Annotated in this window: 13 protein-coding genes; 8 read left to right on the top strand and 5 right to left on the bottom strand. The window is 75.7% G+C overall.

Annotation, left to right across the window (positions count from 1 at the left end; all coding sequences use genetic code 11):
- Window positions 1-13 precede the first annotated feature (13 nt).
- Window positions 14-1009, top strand: coding sequence for a stage II sporulation protein M (locus H2O74_RS11600; RefSeq protein ID WP_182111729.1), 996 nt, complete (start codon window positions 14-16; stop codon window positions 1007-1009).
- A gap of 265 nt (window positions 1010-1274) precedes the next feature.
- Window positions 1275-2720 (top strand): HNH endonuclease signature motif containing protein, encoded by a 1446-nt coding sequence (locus tag H2O74_RS11595; protein ID WP_182111728.1) that lies wholly within the window; start codon window positions 1275-1277, stop codon window positions 2718-2720.
- Here the strand turns inward: H2O74_RS11595 and H2O74_RS11590 are convergent.
- Genes H2O74_RS11590 through H2O74_RS11570 form a run of 5 tightly spaced genes read right to left on the bottom strand, consistent with a single transcriptional unit; the run spans window position 2687 to window position 8315 of the window.
- Entirely contained in the window at window positions 2687-3979 is a 1293-nt protein-coding gene (locus tag H2O74_RS11590) for a DUF58 domain-containing protein (RefSeq protein ID WP_182111727.1), read from the bottom strand. The genes H2O74_RS11595 and H2O74_RS11590 overlap by 34 nt on opposite strands.
- Window positions 3980-3999: 20 nt before the next feature.
- Window positions 4000-5067, bottom strand: a complete 1068-nt coding sequence (locus H2O74_RS11585) for a MoxR family ATPase (RefSeq protein WP_255491587.1) — start codon at window positions 5065-5067, stop codon at window positions 4000-4002.
- Window positions 5064-6332, bottom strand: a complete 1269-nt coding sequence (locus H2O74_RS11580; RefSeq protein ID WP_182111726.1) for a DUF4350 domain-containing protein — start codon at window positions 6330-6332, stop codon at window positions 5064-5066. Before H2O74_RS11580 ends, H2O74_RS11585 begins: the two co-directional genes overlap by 4 nt.
- Window positions 6329-7015 (bottom strand): DUF4129 domain-containing protein, encoded by a 687-nt coding sequence (locus H2O74_RS11575; protein WP_182111725.1) that lies wholly within the window; start codon window positions 7013-7015, stop codon window positions 6329-6331. Before H2O74_RS11575 ends, H2O74_RS11580 begins: the two co-directional genes overlap by 4 nt.
- Before the next feature lies 1 nt (window position 7016).
- Complete coding sequence (locus tag H2O74_RS11570; RefSeq protein WP_182111724.1) at window positions 7017-8315, bottom strand: hypothetical protein; 1299 nt, start codon at window positions 8313-8315, stop codon at window positions 7017-7019.
- A gap of 136 nt (window positions 8316-8451) precedes the next feature.
- Here H2O74_RS11570 and mtrA point away from each other — a divergent pair, with 136 nt between their 5' ends.
- From mtrA to H2O74_RS11540, 6 genes are all read left to right on the top strand, one after another.
- Window positions 8452-9135: an MtrAB system response regulator MtrA gene (mtrA, locus tag H2O74_RS11565; RefSeq protein WP_182111723.1), complete on the top strand. Its 684-nt coding sequence runs from the start codon at window positions 8452-8454 to the stop codon at window positions 9133-9135.
- A 7-nt stretch (window positions 9136-9142) separates the two neighbouring features.
- Complete coding sequence (mtrB, locus tag H2O74_RS11560) at window positions 9143-10870, top strand: MtrAB system histidine kinase MtrB (RefSeq protein WP_182111722.1); 1728 nt, start codon at window positions 9143-9145, stop codon at window positions 10868-10870.
- On the top strand, window positions 10870-12579 hold the full coding sequence (locus H2O74_RS11555; RefSeq protein WP_182111721.1) for an LpqB family beta-propeller domain-containing protein: 1710 nt from the start codon (window positions 10870-10872) through the stop codon (window positions 12577-12579). Before mtrB ends, H2O74_RS11555 begins: the two co-directional genes overlap by 1 nt.
- A gap of 46 nt (window positions 12580-12625) precedes the next feature.
- Window positions 12626-13402 (top strand): ComF family protein, encoded by a 777-nt coding sequence (locus H2O74_RS11550; RefSeq protein ID WP_255491586.1) that lies wholly within the window; start codon window positions 12626-12628, stop codon window positions 13400-13402.
- A gap of 285 nt (window positions 13403-13687) precedes the next feature.
- On the top strand, window positions 13688-14323 hold the full coding sequence (gene hpf / locus H2O74_RS11545; RefSeq protein ID WP_182111720.1) for a ribosome hibernation-promoting factor, HPF/YfiA family: 636 nt from the start codon (window positions 13688-13690) through the stop codon (window positions 14321-14323).
- A 45-nt stretch (window positions 14324-14368) separates the two neighbouring features.
- Entirely contained in the window at window positions 14369-15619 is a 1251-nt protein-coding gene (locus H2O74_RS11540) for a winged helix-turn-helix domain-containing protein (protein WP_182111719.1), read from the top strand.
- Window position 15620: the final 1 nt, after the last annotated feature.

Raw genomic sequence — 15620 nt, 5'->3', positions numbered from 1 at the left:
CAGGCTACCGGCCGTGGACCTGGACGCGTTCTCCGCCGTGCACGCGCCGACCTGGGCGAGGCTCGACGAGCTGTCGCGCCGGTCGGGTCTGTCGGGTGCCGAGGCGGACGAGCTGGTCCGGCTCTACCAGGAGGTCGCGACGCACCTGTCGACCGTGCGGTCCGTGGCGCCGGACCCCTCGGTGGTCTCCCGGCTCTCGGAGATCCTCGGCCGCGCGCGGGCGGCGATCGCCGGCTCGCACGACCCGTCCTGGTCGGACGTCGTGCGGTTCCTCGTCATCGTGCTGCCCGCGGCCTTCTACCGCATCCGCTGGTGGACCGTCGGGGTGATGGTCGCCTTCTGCGCGATCGCGGTCGTGGCGGGCGTCAACGTGTACAACGACCCCGAGGCGCTCGCCGCGATGGGCACCCCGAGCCAGCTCAAGCAGTACGCGGAGGAGGAGTTCGCCAACTACTACTCCAACTACCCGGGCCAGAGCTTCGCGGCCCAGGTGTGGACGAACAACGCGTGGATCGCGGCGCAGTGCGTCGCCTTCGGCATCACGGGCATCCTGCCGCTGTACGTCCTGTTCCAGAACGCGGTCGGCGTCGGGGCCGCGGGCGGCGTGATGGCCGTGCACGACGGGCTCGGCGTCTTCTTCAGCCTGATCCTCCCGCACGGCCTCATGGAGCTGACCGCGATCTTCGTCGCGGGGGCCGCGGGGCTGAAGATCTTCTGGACGGTGATCGACCCGGGCGGGCGCCCGCGGGGGCGCGCGCTGTCCGAGGAGGGGCGCTCGCTGTTCACGGTGGCCATCGGCCTCGTCGGCGTGCTGGGCATCTCCGGGCTCGTCGAGGGCTTCGTGACGCCGTCCCAGCTCCCGTGGTGGCTCAAGATCGTCATCGGGGCCCTGGTGCTGGCGGCGTACTGGGTCTACACGATCGTCCTCGGGCGGCGCGCCGTCGCCGACGGCGAGACGGGCGACCTGCGGGCCGACCACAACGTGGACCAGCTGCCGCTCGCGGCGTAGACCCACGGGCCGCGAGGCGGCCTGAAGGGCGAGGTGCCGGCTACTGCTCGCCGGGGCGATGGCGAGGGTGTCACGTCCGTGGACGAGCGTGAGGCCGACGGCGACGACGCGGTGTTCGGCGTTCGCGGCTGCCGGTGGCCTGGCCTGGCTCGGGCTGGCCTGCTCCGTGACGTGACAGGCCCGACGCGGCGCCGCGCACCCCTTGTCCGTCCTGTCCGGATCCGGTAGCATTCGAACAGACGTTCGAGTGATCCTGGAGGCGGTCATGGCGGTGTTGGCGGCGGTGGAGCCCTTCGGGGTCGCCGCGCCGGCGCGCGTGGTCGCGGATGTGCGCGGGTTGGTGGAGCGGGTCAAGGGTGCGGGTGGTGCGGCGGGTGACTGGTCGGCGCTGGAGCGGCGTGAGGTGCTGGCGGCGCTGGACGCGGCGGTCGGTGCGTTGACGGTGGTGCGGGGCGAGGTGCTGCTGGCCGAGCGGGACAGTGGGACGTGGCGGGCGTCGGGTGATCCGAGCTTCGAGGCGTGGCGCGGTCGCACGTCGCGGTCGGGGGCGCGGGCGGTGCTGACCCAGGTCCGCCAGGCCGACGCCGCCACCCGGCTGCCCGCCCTGGGCGAGGCCGCCCGCGAGGGCGCGGTCACCGTGGACCACATGGACGCGCTCGGCCGCGTGGTCGCCGGGGCGTCGGGGGCGGTCAAGGACGCGTTGGCCACGCCCGAGCGGCAGGCCCAGCTGCTGGAGACCGCGCGGCGGGTCGACGCCGGGACGTTCGCGCGGGCCGCGGCGCAGCTCGCCGCCGAGCTCGATCCCCTCGCGCACGAGCGCGGGCACCAGGCCCAGCGCGCCGCACGGTTCCTGACCCTGGCCGACACCCCCGAGGGCACCCGCATCAAAGGGCTGGTGGACCGGATGGCCGGGCACCGGCTGCGGTTGGCGCTGGAGGCCGTCTCCCCGCGGCCGGGCAAGGACGACGACCGCTCCCACGAGCAACGCCGCGCCGACGCCCTGGACACCATCGCCGAGAAGATCCTGGCCCTGCCCGAGACCGGCAGCGGCGCCGCGGTGCGACCCCACGTGTCCTTCCTCATGGACGCCGGCACCTGGGCCGGGCTGCGCGCCCTGCGCGCTGCAGGGGACGACGGCCCGCGCGGCGACGGTGCGACGGAGGACGAGCCGGCAGCACACGGCGCGGCGAGCGACCGGCACCAGGCGGCCCCGTCGTTCCCGCCGGTCACACTCGAGGACGGGACCCCGGTGCCCATCAGCGAGGTCGCCCGCGCCCTGTGCGACTGCGACCTGACCCGCGTGGTCATGGACGCCGACACGATGCCCCTGGACATCGGACGCACCCAACGCACCTACACCGGCGCGCAACGCCGCGCGGTGATCGCCCGGGACCGCGGGTGCTCGTGGCCCGACTGCGGCGCCGAAGCCCGCTGGGGCGAGGTCCACCACATCCGCTGGTGGGAACGCGACAACGGACCCACCTCCCTGACCAACGGCGTGCTCCTGTGCGTCTTCCACCACCACGAGGTCCACCGACGCGACCTGACCATCACCCGACAACCCGGACCACCCGGACCAGGACGCCGACCCCGGTACACCTTCCGTGACCAGCGCGGACGACCCGTCGCCGCGCCTCGCGAGCCCGCGGAGGCCACGGCGGTCGGAGTGGCACCGCCTCAGAGGCGGCCGGCGGCCTTGAGGGCGAGGTAGGTGTCCGCGAGGCGGGGGGCGAGGTCGTCGGGGAGGGCGTCGACGACCTCGACGCCGCGCTGACGCAGGCGCACGGTGACGGCCGCGCGCTCCAGGTCGGTGCGCTCGGCGGCGGCGGCGTCGTACACGTCCGACGACGTCTCGCGTGAGGTGCGCAGCGCGGCGACCTCCGGGTCGGCCACCGAGGCGAGCACCACGGTGTGGTCCTTGGCCAGCGGCGCGAGCACCGGGAGCAGGCCGTTCTCGACCGCCGCCGGCTCGAGGGCCGTGAGGAGCACGACGAGCGCGCGCTGGGACAGGCGCTGCTGGACGGCCGCCACGACCCCCGGCCAGTCGGTCTCGACCAGTGTCGGGTCGATGGGCGCGAGGGCGTCCGCGAGGGCGGGCAGCAGGCGCGGGCCGCTGGCCCCGGCGACCTGCGCCCGGACGCGGCGGTCGAAGGCGACGAGGTCGACGCGGTCCCCGGCGCGTGACGCCAGTGCCGACAGCAGGAGGGCCGCCTCGATCGAGGCGTCGATCCGGGGCAGGTCGCCGATGCGCGCCGCGGACGTCCGCGCGGTGTCGATCACGATCATCACGCGCCGGTCGCGCTCGGGACGCCACGTGCGCACGACGACCTCCGACCGGCGCGCCGTCGCGCGCCAGTCGATCGAGCGCACGTCGTCGCCGATGACGTACTCGCGCAGGGAGTCGAACTCCGTGCCGGCGCCCCGGACCTGGACGGCCGTCCGCCCGTCGAGCTCGCGCAGGCGCGCGAGCCGGCTGGGCAGGTGGCGCCGGGAGGCGAACTCCGGCAGGACGCGCAGCCGCCCCGGCACCGCCAGGGAGAGCTGACGCCCCGCGAGGCCGAGCGGGCCCCACGTGCGGATGGTGACCCGGTCGGCGAGCCGGTCCCCGCGGCGCGTGGGCGCGAGGGACGTGACGACCCGCACCGCCTCGCCGTCCGGCAGGTCCACCCGGTGGCGGTTGGTGCCGGTGCCGGCCGAGGGCTGCCACGCGTCGCGGACCACGCCGCGCAGGCGACGGCCCGAGCGGTTCGTCAGGGTGAGCGTCGAACGCGTCGTCTCCGTCAGCCGCACCGAGCCGGGCACGCGACGGGTCACGGCGACGCGCCGTGGGGACGCCGCGAGCGCGACGTCCACCGCGCACAGGACCACCACGAGCAGCGCCCACAGCAGCGCGGTCCCGGTCGCGGGCACGAGCAGCACGGGCACGACGCCCACGGCGGTGAGGACCACCGCCCGCCAGGTGAGAGCCATCCGTCAGCCGGCCGCCGCGCTCAGCGGGGGACCGGCACGGCGGCGAGCACCGTGTCGAGCACGCTCTCCGCGGTGACGCCCTCGAGCTCGGCCTCGGCCCGCAGCTGCACGCGGTGGCGCAGCGTCGGGTGCGCGAGCGCCTTGACGTCGTCGGGCGTGACGTAGCCCCGGCCCGACAGCCAGGCCCACGCCCGCGACGTCCCGAGCAGCGCCGTCGCACCACGGGGCGAGACGCCCAGGGAGAGGGAGGGCGACTGCCGCGTGGCACGGCACACGTCGACGGCGTACCCGAGCACCTCGGGGCTGACCTGGACGCGCGCCACCTCGGCGCGGGCCCGCGCGAGCTGCTCGGGGTCCGTGACCCGCTGCACGCCCGCCGCCGCCAGGTTGCGCGGGTCGAACCCGGTCGCGTGCCGGCGCAGGACCTCGATCTCCTGGTCCCGCTCGGGCAGCGGCAGCGTGAGCTTGAGCAGGAATCGGTCCAGCTGGGCCTCGGGCAGGGGGTAGGTCCCCTCGTACTCGACCGGGTTCTGGGTCGCGATGACGAGGAAGGGGTCCGGCAGCGGGCGCGGCACGCCGTCGACGGAGACCTGCCGCTCCTCCATGGCCTCCAGCAGGGACGCCTGGGTCTTGGGAGGCGTGCGGTTGATCTCGTCGGCGAGCAGCAGGTTCGTGAAGACCGGCCCCTCCCGGAACGAGAACTCCGCCGTGCGGGCGTCGTAGACCAGCGAGCCCGTGACGTCGCCGGGCATGAGGTCGGGCGTGAACTGCACGCGCTTGGTGTCGAGCGCCAGCGCCGCGCTCAGCGTGCGCACCAGCAGCGTCTTGGCCACGCCGGGCACGCCCTCGAGCAGCACGTGGCCGCGGCACAGCAGCGCGATGACCAGGCCGGTGACGGCGGCGTCCTGGCCGACGACGGCCTTGCCGACCTCGGTGCGCAGGGTCGCCAGGCTCCCGCGCAGGTCCGCGGACGGCGTGAGCTGCGCGCCCGCGGCGAACCGGGAGTCGGCCGCTGGCGGCGCCGGGGGAGTCGGGGGTGCGGGCGGTGCGGTGGTGCCGCCGTGCGGCTGCCAGGTGGGTTCGGTCACGTGCGATGAACCTCGCTCTCGAGCTCGTCCAGCTGACGGGCCAGCAGGAGCAGCCCGGCGTCGTCGTGGGGTGGTGGACCGTACAGCAGGCCGGCGACCTGCTCCGTGGAGCGCCCGGTGGCGCGGGCGAGTGCGTCGATGACCTCGGGGGCACCGGCCGAGCGGGGCAGGCCGAGGCGGAGGGCCGCGCGGCGCGCCATGCCGGCGCGCAGGGAGGCGGCGGCGTGCCCGCGGGACCGGCCGCGGCGGTAGAGCCGCCCGCGGCCGAGCGTCGTCTCCGCCGCCCGGACGGTGACGGGCAGGGGCTCCGTGACCACCGGTCCCAGGCGTCGTCCGCGCCACAGCGCCAGCACGACGACGAGGAAGCCGGCGAGGAGCCCGACGGGGCCGGTCCAGTCGGGCAGGAGGCTCCCGGCGGGAGCCTCGGCCTCGCCACCCGTGTCGTTGAGGCTCGGCACGTACCAGACCAGGTCCTCGTGGTGGCCCAGGGCGCGGAGCATCAGCGCGGCGTGGCCCTCGTCGAGGATGCTGCGGTTCGTCATCAGCTCGGGGTCGTCCACGAGCACGACGCGCCGCCCGTCGACCTCGACGCTCGCGTAGGCGCCGGACTTCTTGGTGTCGGGTCCCGGGAAGCAGACCGTCGCGTCGCCGCTCTCGGCCGTGAACCCGTACCCGGTGGCGTCGATGGAGCCGGCCGCCGCGGCGTCCGGGTCGGAGCACTCGGCGGAGCGGGTCCCCGGGCTCGCCTCGTAGGAGTCGTCGACCGCGCCGTCGGTCAGGGGTCCGACGTGCCAGCCCTCCGGGCCGACGACGACCAGGTCGGCGTCGGTCGCGGTGAGGTCCTCGACCTGGTCGTTCGACAGCAGGTACGTGCCCGCGACGAGCAGCGTGGTGCCCTCCCGCGCGGCGGCCGCGGCCTGCCCCGACGTGCGGACGTACTGGATCCGCACCCCCTGGTCCTCGAGCACCTGGGCCAGCGCGCGGGCGCCCTGCTCGCTGGCGTTGTCCGGCGCGAGCGGCGTGATCGAGGTCTCCGGCCGCAGCAGGGCGGTCACCAGTCCCGCCACCACCAGCAGGCCGATGCAGATCAGCGGGCCACGGGCGGCGCGCCAGCGTGAGCGGGCCCGCGAGCCCGTCGTCGTGCCGTCACCCATGACCTCGGGTCCGGTGGTGAGGACCGCGGCGCTCGTGCCGGTGAGGTCGGCAGCCGGCACGGCCCCGGCCGGGGGAGCGGGCGTGGCGGGTGCCGGGGTCGTCGAGGTCATCGCGGCACCGCCATGGCGTCGGGTGCCGGCTCGGCGGGCGTCACCGGGCGGGTCGCGGCCACGCGCCGGTCGAGATCGCGCAGCCACGCGTCGTCCTCGCCGGTCGCGGCGACGTCGCCGTAGCAGACGTCGTCGAACAGGCGTGAGGCGCGCACGAGGTCGTCGCCGCAGGTCGGCAGGCGGTGCGCCGCCGCCACGGCGCCCTCGTGGGCGGTGCGGCCCGGGCGCGGCTCGAGGACGGTGCGGTCCTCCAGGGAGCGCAGGACGGCGCGGAAGCGGTCGAGGACCGCCTCGCTCCAGCGGCCCTGCGCCGCCGCGGCGTCCGCGGCCGCGCGCAGCTCCACCGCGGACCGCTGGTCGTCGCCGAAGGCGTCGACGGACTCGCGGCGGCCGCGTCGCGCCCGCCGGACCGGTCCCGCGACCAGCAGCGCGATCAGGCCGCCCACGACCACCACACCCACGACGAGGAGTGCCGCGGCGCGGCTGTCCATCCCGCTCAGCGCGACCTCCATGCCGTCCAGCTGCTCGAGCAGCCACTCCCAGGCGCGCTGGAGGAGGCTGGGGCGCTGGTGGTAGATCGGGTCGGCGAGCTCCCGGCGCAGCCAGTCGCGCGCGGTCTCGGCGTCCGGGTCCACGGGGATGCCCGCGCGCACGGCACCCGCGAGTGCTCCGGTGGCCGACACCTCAGCGGGCTCCGGGTGCGGCGTCGGCGGCCGCCTCGGCGGCCCGCGCGAGCTCGACGTCCAGACCCTCGCGCCGGATCCGCACGTCCACGTAGAGCAGGGCGTTGACGCCGGCCGTGAACACGATCGAGGGGATGAGGACGACGCCGTACATGATGTTGGTCGCGGCCACGAACACGGCCTGCGGCGCCATCACCAGGGTGAGCCCGATCACGAGGCCGAGCGGCGCGGAGATGAGCTGCGCCAGCAGGCTCACGATGAGCTGGGCGAGCAGGTAGATCCCGAACAGGCGCCAGAAGCTGCCGCGCGTCAGGCGCCAGCCGCGCCGCACGGCCGCCCAGGCCGGGCCGCCCTCCAGCACCAGCACGGCCGGCACGAGGAGCAGGCGGACCGTGAGCCACACGGCCGCGACGCCCAGCCCGAGGCCGCCGACCAGGCCGAACGCGACGGCGGCCCCCGCCAGCCCGTTCGTTCCGAGGGCGACGATCCCCGCCACGTACAAGCCCCCGACCAGCAGCGCCGCGACCCCGTAGAGCACGCTGAGTCCGAGCAGGGTGAGCACGCGGCGCCAGTGCGCCGACCAGACCTCCGCGAGGGTGACCTTCTGCCCGATGACGGACCGGCTGACGGAGACCGTGAGGATGCCGGTGAGGACGATCTGCGCGAGCGTCATCCACGGCAGGATCCCGACCATCGACAGGGACAGCGCGGTGGACTCCTGCGCCAGGCCCGTGCCGTAGGGGTCGAGGTCGCCCGACGTGCTCGAGCCGATGAGTCCCGCGATGTAGGGGACGAGGATGAACTGGGTGAGCGATCCCAGGACCGCGACCACCGCCGCGACCATGGCGGTGAAGCCGAACATCACCCGGGGGTTCGCGCGCACCGCGCGGAACGCGCCGTCGAAGATCTCGCCGAGGCCCAGGGGGCGCAGCGGCACGATGCCGGGCTGCACGGGTGCCGGGCGGTAGCCGACGGGTGCACCGGGCGCCCCGTACTGCGCCTGGCCGTACTGGCCCTGGCCGTACCCGGGGGCGTCCTGGGGCTGGCCGTACTGCGGCTGGCCGTAGCCCGGTTGGCCGTACTGGGGTTGGCCGTACTGGGGCTGCCCGTACCCCGGTTGGCCGTACTGGGGCTGGCCGTACTGGGGCTGCCCGTAGCCCGGTTGGCCGTACTGCGGCTGCCCGTAACCCGGCTGCTGCGGCTGCGCGGGGGCGGTCGGCTGCTGCGCGGGCGCGCCGTACCCCGGGGGCTGGGCCGACGGCGGGCCCCAGCCGTGACCGGCGTCGTGCGGTTCGCTCACGTGTCTTCCCCTGTGTCCGTGCCGGCGACGTCGTCCGCGGCTGCGCGCGCCCATCGTGCCACGGACGCCACCGCCCGCGGGGGGACGCGCGGGGGCCGGTGCACGGGTCCGGGCCGCGGGGTGACACCATGTGCCCATGAAGGGTCGGATCCTGGTGGTGGACGACGACGTCGCGCTGGCCGAGATGATCGGCATCGTGCTGCGCTCGGAGGGCTTCGAGCCCCTGTTCTGCTCGCACGGCGACGAGGCGGTCGCGGCGTTCCACGCCGGGCAGCCGGACCTCGTGCTGCTCGACCTCATGCTCCCCGGCAAGGACGGCACCGAGATCTGCCGGCTGATCCGGGCGGAGTCCGGCGTCCCCATCGTCATGCTCACGGCCAAGAGCGACACGGTCGACGTCGTCCTGGGCCTCGAGTCGGGTGCCGACGACTACATCTCCAAGCCGTTCAAGCCCAAGGAGCTCGTCGCGCGCGTCCGTGCACGCCTGCGCCGTAGCGACGAGCCGACGCCGGAGCACCTGAGCATCGGCGACCTCGAGATCGACGTCACCGGTCACCGCGTCACGCGCGACGGCGTCGTCATCTCGTTGACGCCGCTCGAGTTCGACCTCCTGGTCGCCCTCGCCCGCAAGCCGTGGCAGGTCTTCACGCGGGAGGTGCTCCTCGAGCGCGTCTGGGGCTACCGGCACGCCGCCGACACCCGCCTGGTCAACGTCCACGTCCAGCGCCTGCGGTCGAAGATCGAGCACGACCCGGAGCACCCCGAGATCGTCGTGACCGTCCGCGGCGTCGGCTACAAGGCGGGCTCCGGCCCGGCGTGAGACGGCCATGACGGACGCCGTGACCGGCCCCGCGGCCCGGGCTCCGCGATTCGCGGTCGCCCGACGGCGCCTGCGCCTCGCGCGCCGCGTGGTCGCGCGCATGGTGCGGCGGATCGTCCACCGCTGGCGGTCCTCGCTCCAGGTCCGCGTCGTCACCACCACGCTCCTGGCGGGCGTGGCGGCGGTGGGGCTCCTCGGCGGGTACCTCTCGGACGAGATCCGGGACGGCCTCTACGAGCAGCGCCTCGAGGAGGTGCTCGAGGCGAGCGCGATCGCGACGCAGCGCGCCCAGGAGACGTTCGACAGCGCGGTGCCGTCCACGCCCACCGAGCTCAACGGCCTGTTCGGCCAGACCGTCGGGGCCCTGCGGCAGGGGAGCACGAGCGACCAGGCGTTCCTGCGCCGCTCCCCGGGGGCGTCGGTGCCCGTGTTCGTCAACGACCACTCCACGACGGCGGACCCCGCGCTCATCGGGCTCGTGTCCCTCGAGCTCCGCTCGGCCGTGCAGGGCTCCAGCGAGCAGCACTGGGTGCCGGTCGCGATCCCGGGCGAGGGCGGCACCGACCCGGGGATCGTCGTGGGGTCGGCCGTCACGGCGCCGGTGGTCGGGCAGGTCGAGCTGTACTTCCTCTACAGCCTCGCGAGCGAGCAGCAGACCCTCGCCTTCGTGCAGCGCGTCCTGGCGATCGGCGGGCTCGGCCTCGTGGCGCTGCTCGGTGGCATGACGTGGATGGTCACGCGCCAGACGGTCCAGCCGGTGCGCAGTGCCGCGCAGGTCGCCGAGCGGCTGGCCGACGGGCACCTCACCGAGCGCATGCCGGTCCGGGGCGTCGACGAGATGGCGACCCTCGCGCGCTCCTTCAACGAGATGGCGGAGAGCCTGCAGGACCAGATCCGCCGGATGGAGGAGCTGTCGCACCTGCAGCGGCGCTTCGTCTCCGACGTCTCCCACGAGCTGCGCACCCCGCTGACCACGGTGCGGATGGCCGCCGAGGTGATCCACGCCGCGCGCGACGAGCTCGACCCCGCGGCGGCGCGCTCGGCCGAGCTCCTCACCGCGCAGCTCGACCGCTTCGAGGACCTGCTCGCGGACCTGCTGGAGATCAGCCGATTCGACGCCGGTGCGGCGATGCTCGACGCGGAGAGCCGCGACGTCCGTGACGTCGTGATGGCGGCCGTCGAGCAGACCGTCCCGCTCGCCGAGCGGCGCGGCGTGTGGCTCGCGGTCGAGATGCCCGGCGAGCCGGTCGTCGCGGACATCGACCCGCGACGGATCGAGCGCGTGCTGCGCAACCTGCTCGTCAACGCCGTCGAGCACGCCGAGGGCAGGCCGGTCGAGGTCTTCGTGGCCGCCGACGCCCGGGCGGTCGCCGTCGTCGTGCGCGACCACGGCGTGGGGATGACCGCGCAGGAGGCGGAGCACGTCTTCGACCGCTTCTGGCGTGCGGACCCGGCCCGCGCGCGCACCACGGGCGGCACGGGCCTCGGGCTCGCGATCTCCATCGAGGACGCCCACCTGCACGGCGGCCGCCTGGAGGCGTGGGGTCGACCGGGTCGCGGGGCCAGCTTCCGGCTCACCGTCCCGCGCCGGGCGGGCATCGTCCTGGACGGGTCCCCGGCGCCGCTGGTGCCCCCGGACGACGACCCGCACGTCGGCGTCTCGTACGCCTCGCACGAGGGCCGCCCGGACCTCGACCCGGCGGCCGTGCCCGACCTGGACCGGCTGGAGGCCTGATGACGCGTCGACCGAGGGCCGCTCGCTCGGCCCTGGCCGTGACGGCCGTCGCCACCCTGATCGCGCTCGCGGGCTGCGCCGCCATCCCCTCGTCCGGGCCGGTGCGCACGGGTGACGCCGTGGCTCCCGAGGAGCCGGGGCTCGCCCTGCAGCTCCCGAGCGACCCGTTGGTCGACGCCGACCCGGCCGAGCTCGTGCGCGGGTTCCTGCTCGCGGGCGCGGCCGGCCTCCAGGACGAGTTCGCGGTCGCGCGCAAGTTCCTCACGGTCGGCGGCTCGGGGGAGTGGGACCCGCGCGCGCGGGTCCTGATCTACCCGCGCCAGGGGAGCGAGCCCCAGGTCGATCCCCAGGAGGACGGCTCCGTGGTGGTCAGCGTGCCGCTCGAGGCGATCGTCGACGACGCGGGCCGGTACACGGAGGCCGCGCCGGACGCGCTCGACCAGGAGCTCACGTTCGAGCTCCAGCGCGACGCCGCGGGGCAGTGGCGGATCTCCGAGCTGGCCGACGGCGTGCTCATGGACGCCGCCGCGTTCGAGGCGGTGTACCGGCCGACGCCCGTCTACTTCGCGAGCACCGACCGCACGCAGCTGGTGCCCGACCTGCGCTGGTTCGCCACCTCCAAGACCCCGACGCTCGCCGTCAGCGCCCTGCTCGGCGGCCCGTCGGCCTGGCTGCGTGACGCCGTCGTCTCGGGGGCGCCCGAGGGCGCCAGGCTGAGCACCGAGACGGTGACGCTGGCGGAGGACCGCGTCGCGCGCGTGGACCTGGCCGAGGCGCCCGCGCTGCCCGACCAGGCCGACCGCAACCTCCTGCACCTGCAGCTGACCGAGACGCTGCGCCGGGTGCCGGTCACCGACGTGGAGGTCTCCGTCGGGGGCCTGGCCTGGGACGAGACCGACGTGCCCATCCTGGAGCGCGACGTCGCGCCCGGCTCCGGCCCCTACGCGATCGTGGGCGAGGAGCTGGTCGTGGTGAGCGACGACGTGCCGGTGCCGCTCGACGACGTCGCGCCGCTCGCCGGCCTGGACGCGCGGCACCCCGCTCTCGCCGTCGACGGGTCGGTCCGGGTGGTCCTGTCGGGTCCGGGCAGGCTGCTCCTCCTGCCGGCCGACGGCGCCGCACCCGCGACGCTGGCCACCGGCACCGCGCTGGTCGCGCCCTCGGTCGACCGGTACGGCTGGGTGTGGACGGGCGAGCAGGCGTCCACCGGTCGGCTCCTCGTCGTGGACCAGGCCGGGCAGCAGGTGGACATCGAGGCGCCGTGGCTCGACGGGCGCACCGTGCGCTCCCTGCGCGTCTCGCGCGACGGCGCGCGCGTCGCGATCGTCTCGGCGGGCTCCGCCGCGGGCGACGTCGCGATCCTGGTCGCGGGGATCTCCCGCGACGACGACGGGCGACCCACGCTGGTGAGCGCCGAGCCGCTCGCGGTGGGCGCGGCGCTCGTCGACGCCCTGGAGCTGGCGTGGGTCGACGAGGTGACGCTCGCCGTCCTGGGCCGCGGCCAGGACCTCGGCTTCCCCAGCACCTACCTGGTGCCGCTCGGCGGGCCGACGCAGTCGCTCACGGTCCTGGAGGCGACCGGGATCGCCGCCGGCCGGGGGCCGCAGTCGATCCACGTCGTCGACGGCGACGGCACGCTCCTGACCCGTCGCGGCAACCAGTGGCGCACGGTGGCGGACGGCGTGCGGGACCCGGTCTTCCCCGGGTAGCTGGGGACGGCGGTCACGGGGCCCGTCCGCGCGCGACGATGCGGGCGTGGACACGCTCGCGCGCCTGGGTCCGGTCGCCCGCGACCTCGTGCGGTGGGTGCTGCCGGTGGAGTGCCCGGGGTGCGGGACCTGGGACGTGCCCCTGTGCCGCACGTGCGCGGCGACGGTGGCCGGCCCGCCGGTGCGCTGCGAGGACGCGGTGCCCCGGCTCGACCGGGCGGACGGCAGCCCGCCGACGCCGGTCTGGTGCCTCGCGTCGTACGCCGGGCCGGTGCGCGGCCTGGTGGTGGCGTGGAAGGACCGCGGGCGCGCGGACCTGTCGCCGGTGCTCCGCGGCGCGCTCGCGGACGCGGGGACCCGTCTGGCCCCCGAGCTCCGCGCCGCGACGCGCGGCGCACCGCTCCTCGTCGTGCCGGCGCCGACCACGGCGGCGGCGCGACGCCGGCGCGGGGCCGACCTCGTCGACGGCCTGGCCCACGGGGCGGCGCGAGGGCTGCGCTCGGGCGGTGCGGCGGCCGCCGTCGGCGGCGTGCTGACCCGCGCCCGGCGGCGCGACCAGGTAGGCCTGGGCGCGCGGGCGCGCCGCGCCAACACGGCCGGGGCGGTGCGCGTGCGCCCCGGCGCGCTCGAGCGTCACGCCGGCGGGCCGGCCTGGGTCCTGCTCGTCGACGACGTCGTGACGACCGGGGCGACGCTGCGCGCGTGCGCGGACGCGCTGACGACGGCGGGTGCGCTCGTCGTGGGAGCGCTGGTCCTCGCCGCCACGCCGCCGCCCCGCGGGGCCGGTGCCGCGGTGGCCTCGACGCCCGCGGCGACCTCCTGACGGGGCATCTCGGGACGATCCGTACCAGGACGCCGCGGGCCCGCGCACCGGGACCTCCGTCGGTTCACGTCCTGGTCACAGGAGGACTAACGTCAGTACATGGAGCCGTTCCCGCCCGGCGCGCAGGCCCACCCACCGGGGTGGTGCGCTCGCCGAGGGCGGACGTGGCCCCCTGCCACGCCCGCCGGAGCACGAGGGAGGTGGTGCGCGCCGTCCGCCCGATGAGGGCGTCCCCCGCAGTCCGCCGGGCGGTGCACGCACCGCCCCGTTTCCAGGAGGTTCACCATGGAGATCGTCGTCGTCGGTCGCCACACCGAGGTGCCCGAGCGTTTCCGCCGCCACGTCGAGGACAAGCTGGCCAAGATCACCCAGCTGGCCCCGCGTGCGATGCGCGTGGACGTCGAGGTCACCCACGAGAAGAACCCGCGCCAGGCCGAGGTGGCCGAGCGGGTGGAGCTCACGGTGCTCGGCAAGGGGCCCGTCATCCGTGCCGAGGCGTGCGCGGACGACCCCTATGCGGCGCTGGACGCGGCGACCACCAAGCTCATGGAGCGGCTGCGCAGGGCACGTGACCGGCGCAAGGACCACCACAAGTCCGTCCCGGCGGTGCCGGTCGACGTGCGCCCGATCGAGGAGGAGCCGCCCGTCGAGGAGCCGGAGCAGCCGGCTCCCGCGCCCGGCGAGGTCGTCGAGACGACGTGGGGCGACTCGCCCGTCGTCATCCGGGAGAAGCTGCACCAGGCCGAGCCGATGACCCTCGACGACGCCCTCTACGAGATGGAGATGGTGGGTCACGACTTCTACCTGTTCATCGACGCCGAGACGGCCCTGCCGTCCGTCGCCTACCGGCGCCGGGGGTGGAGCTACGGCGTCATCCGGCTCGACGCCCCCGTGAACGCCCCGGCGGTCCAGGCCGTCTAGCGCGTCGACGCCGGCGTGTCGGTGCGGGGCGCGAGGATGGCCACCATGCCCACCTCGCGCCCCGTCGCACGTCCGGAACGGCTCACGCTCGCCCAGGCGCGTCGGGTCGCCCTGCGCGCGCAGGGTCTCGACCGACGTCGGCCCGAGCCCGGCTCTCCCGTGACGATGCGGGCCTTCCAGGGCGTCGTCGACCGGCTCGGCCTGCTGCAGATCGACTCGGTCAACGTGGTCGCGCGCGCGCACCTGATGCCCGCGTTCTCCCGGCTGGGCGCGTACGACGTCGGCCTCCTGGACCGGGCCTCGTCCCGGCCGCCGCGCCGCCTCGTCGAGTGCTGGGCGCACGAGGCCTCGTTCGTGCCCCCGACGACCTACCGCCTGCACGGCTGGCGCCAACGGGGCTACCTGAACCAGGCCTGGGGGACCATCCAGGAGGTGCCGCTGCGCCACTCCGGCGTGGTCGAGGAGATCCGCGCCCTCGTCCGCGAGCGGGGGCCGGTCACGGCGCGCGAGGTCCACGAGCTCCACGCCTCGGGCGTCGCGGTGGCGCGCACGGAGTGGGGCTGGAACTGGACCGTGGCCAAGCGGGTGCTGGAGTTCCTCTTCTTCACCGGGGAGATCACCTCCGCGCGCCGCAACGCCGCCTTCGAGCGGTGCTACGACTTCACGGAGCGCGTCCTGCCGCCGGCGGTGCTCGCGAGCCCCGAGCCGGACGAGGCCGACGCCGTGCGCGAGCTGCTCGCGATCGGGGCCAGGGCGCACGGCATCGGCACGGCCCGCTGCTTCGCCGACTACTTCCGCATCCGGCGGCCGGAGGCGGTGCGCGCCGGGGTCGCCGAGCTCGTGGAGGAGGGCGTCCTCGTGCCCGTGCGGGTCGACGGCTGGGACCGGCCGACCTACCTGCACCGGGACGCGGAGCTGCCCCGCCGGGCGACCGGGCGTGCGCTGCTGAGCCCCTTCGACCCCCTGGTCTTCGAGCGACGACGGCTCGAGGAGCTGTTCGGCATGCGGTACCGGATCGAGATCTACGTCCCCGCGGCCCAGCGGGTGCACGGCTACTACGTGCTGCCCTTCCTGCTCGACGACCGCTTCGCGGCCCGCGTCGACCTCAAGGCCGACCGCGCCCGCGGCACTCTGCTGGTGCAGGCCGCGCACCTCGAGCCGGGCGCGCCGCCGCAGACCGCCACGGAGCTCGCGACGGAGCTGCGGGCGCTCGCGGCCTGGCTGGGGCTGGACGCCGTGCGGGTCCCCGAGGGCGCGCCGGGGGACCTCGCGGGGGCGCTGCGGGCGCTCGCGTGAG

This window comes from Actinotalea sp. JY-7876 (assembly GCF_014042015.1).
GTDB lineage: Bacteria > Actinomycetota > Actinomycetes > Actinomycetales > Cellulomonadaceae > Actinotalea.
The sequence above is the reverse complement of the archived record's forward strand: the minus strand, read 5'-3'. Positions and strand labels throughout refer to the sequence as shown.

What these genes read in the sequence shown, in the direction of transcription:
- H2O74_RS11540 (WP_182111719.1), top strand. Translation starts at nt 14,369, where the DNA reads ATGCCCACCTCGCGCCCCGTCGCACGTCCGGAACGGCTCACGCTCGCC.
- H2O74_RS11555 (WP_182111721.1), top strand. Translation starts at nt 10,870, where the DNA reads ATGACGCGTCGACCGAGGGCCGCTCGCTCGGCCCTGGCCGTGACGGCC.
- hpf (WP_182111720.1), top strand. Translation starts at nt 13,688, where the DNA reads ATGGAGATCGTCGTCGTCGGTCGCCACACCGAGGTGCCCGAGCGTTTC.
- H2O74_RS11580 (WP_182111726.1), bottom strand. Translation starts at nt 6,332, where the DNA reads ATGACCTCGACGACCCCGGCACCCGCCACGCCCGCTCCCCCGGCCGGG.
- H2O74_RS11590 (WP_182111727.1), bottom strand. Translation starts at nt 3,979, where the DNA reads ATGGCTCTCACCTGGCGGGCGGTGGTCCTCACCGCCGTGGGCGTCGTG.
- mtrA (WP_182111723.1), top strand. Translation starts at nt 8,452, where the DNA reads ATGAAGGGTCGGATCCTGGTGGTGGACGACGACGTCGCGCTGGCCGAG.
- mtrB (WP_182111722.1), top strand. Translation starts at nt 9,143, where the DNA reads ATGACGGACGCCGTGACCGGCCCCGCGGCCCGGGCTCCGCGATTCGCG.
- H2O74_RS11595 (WP_182111728.1), top strand. Translation starts at nt 1,275, where the DNA reads ATGGCGGTGTTGGCGGCGGTGGAGCCCTTCGGGGTCGCCGCGCCGGCG.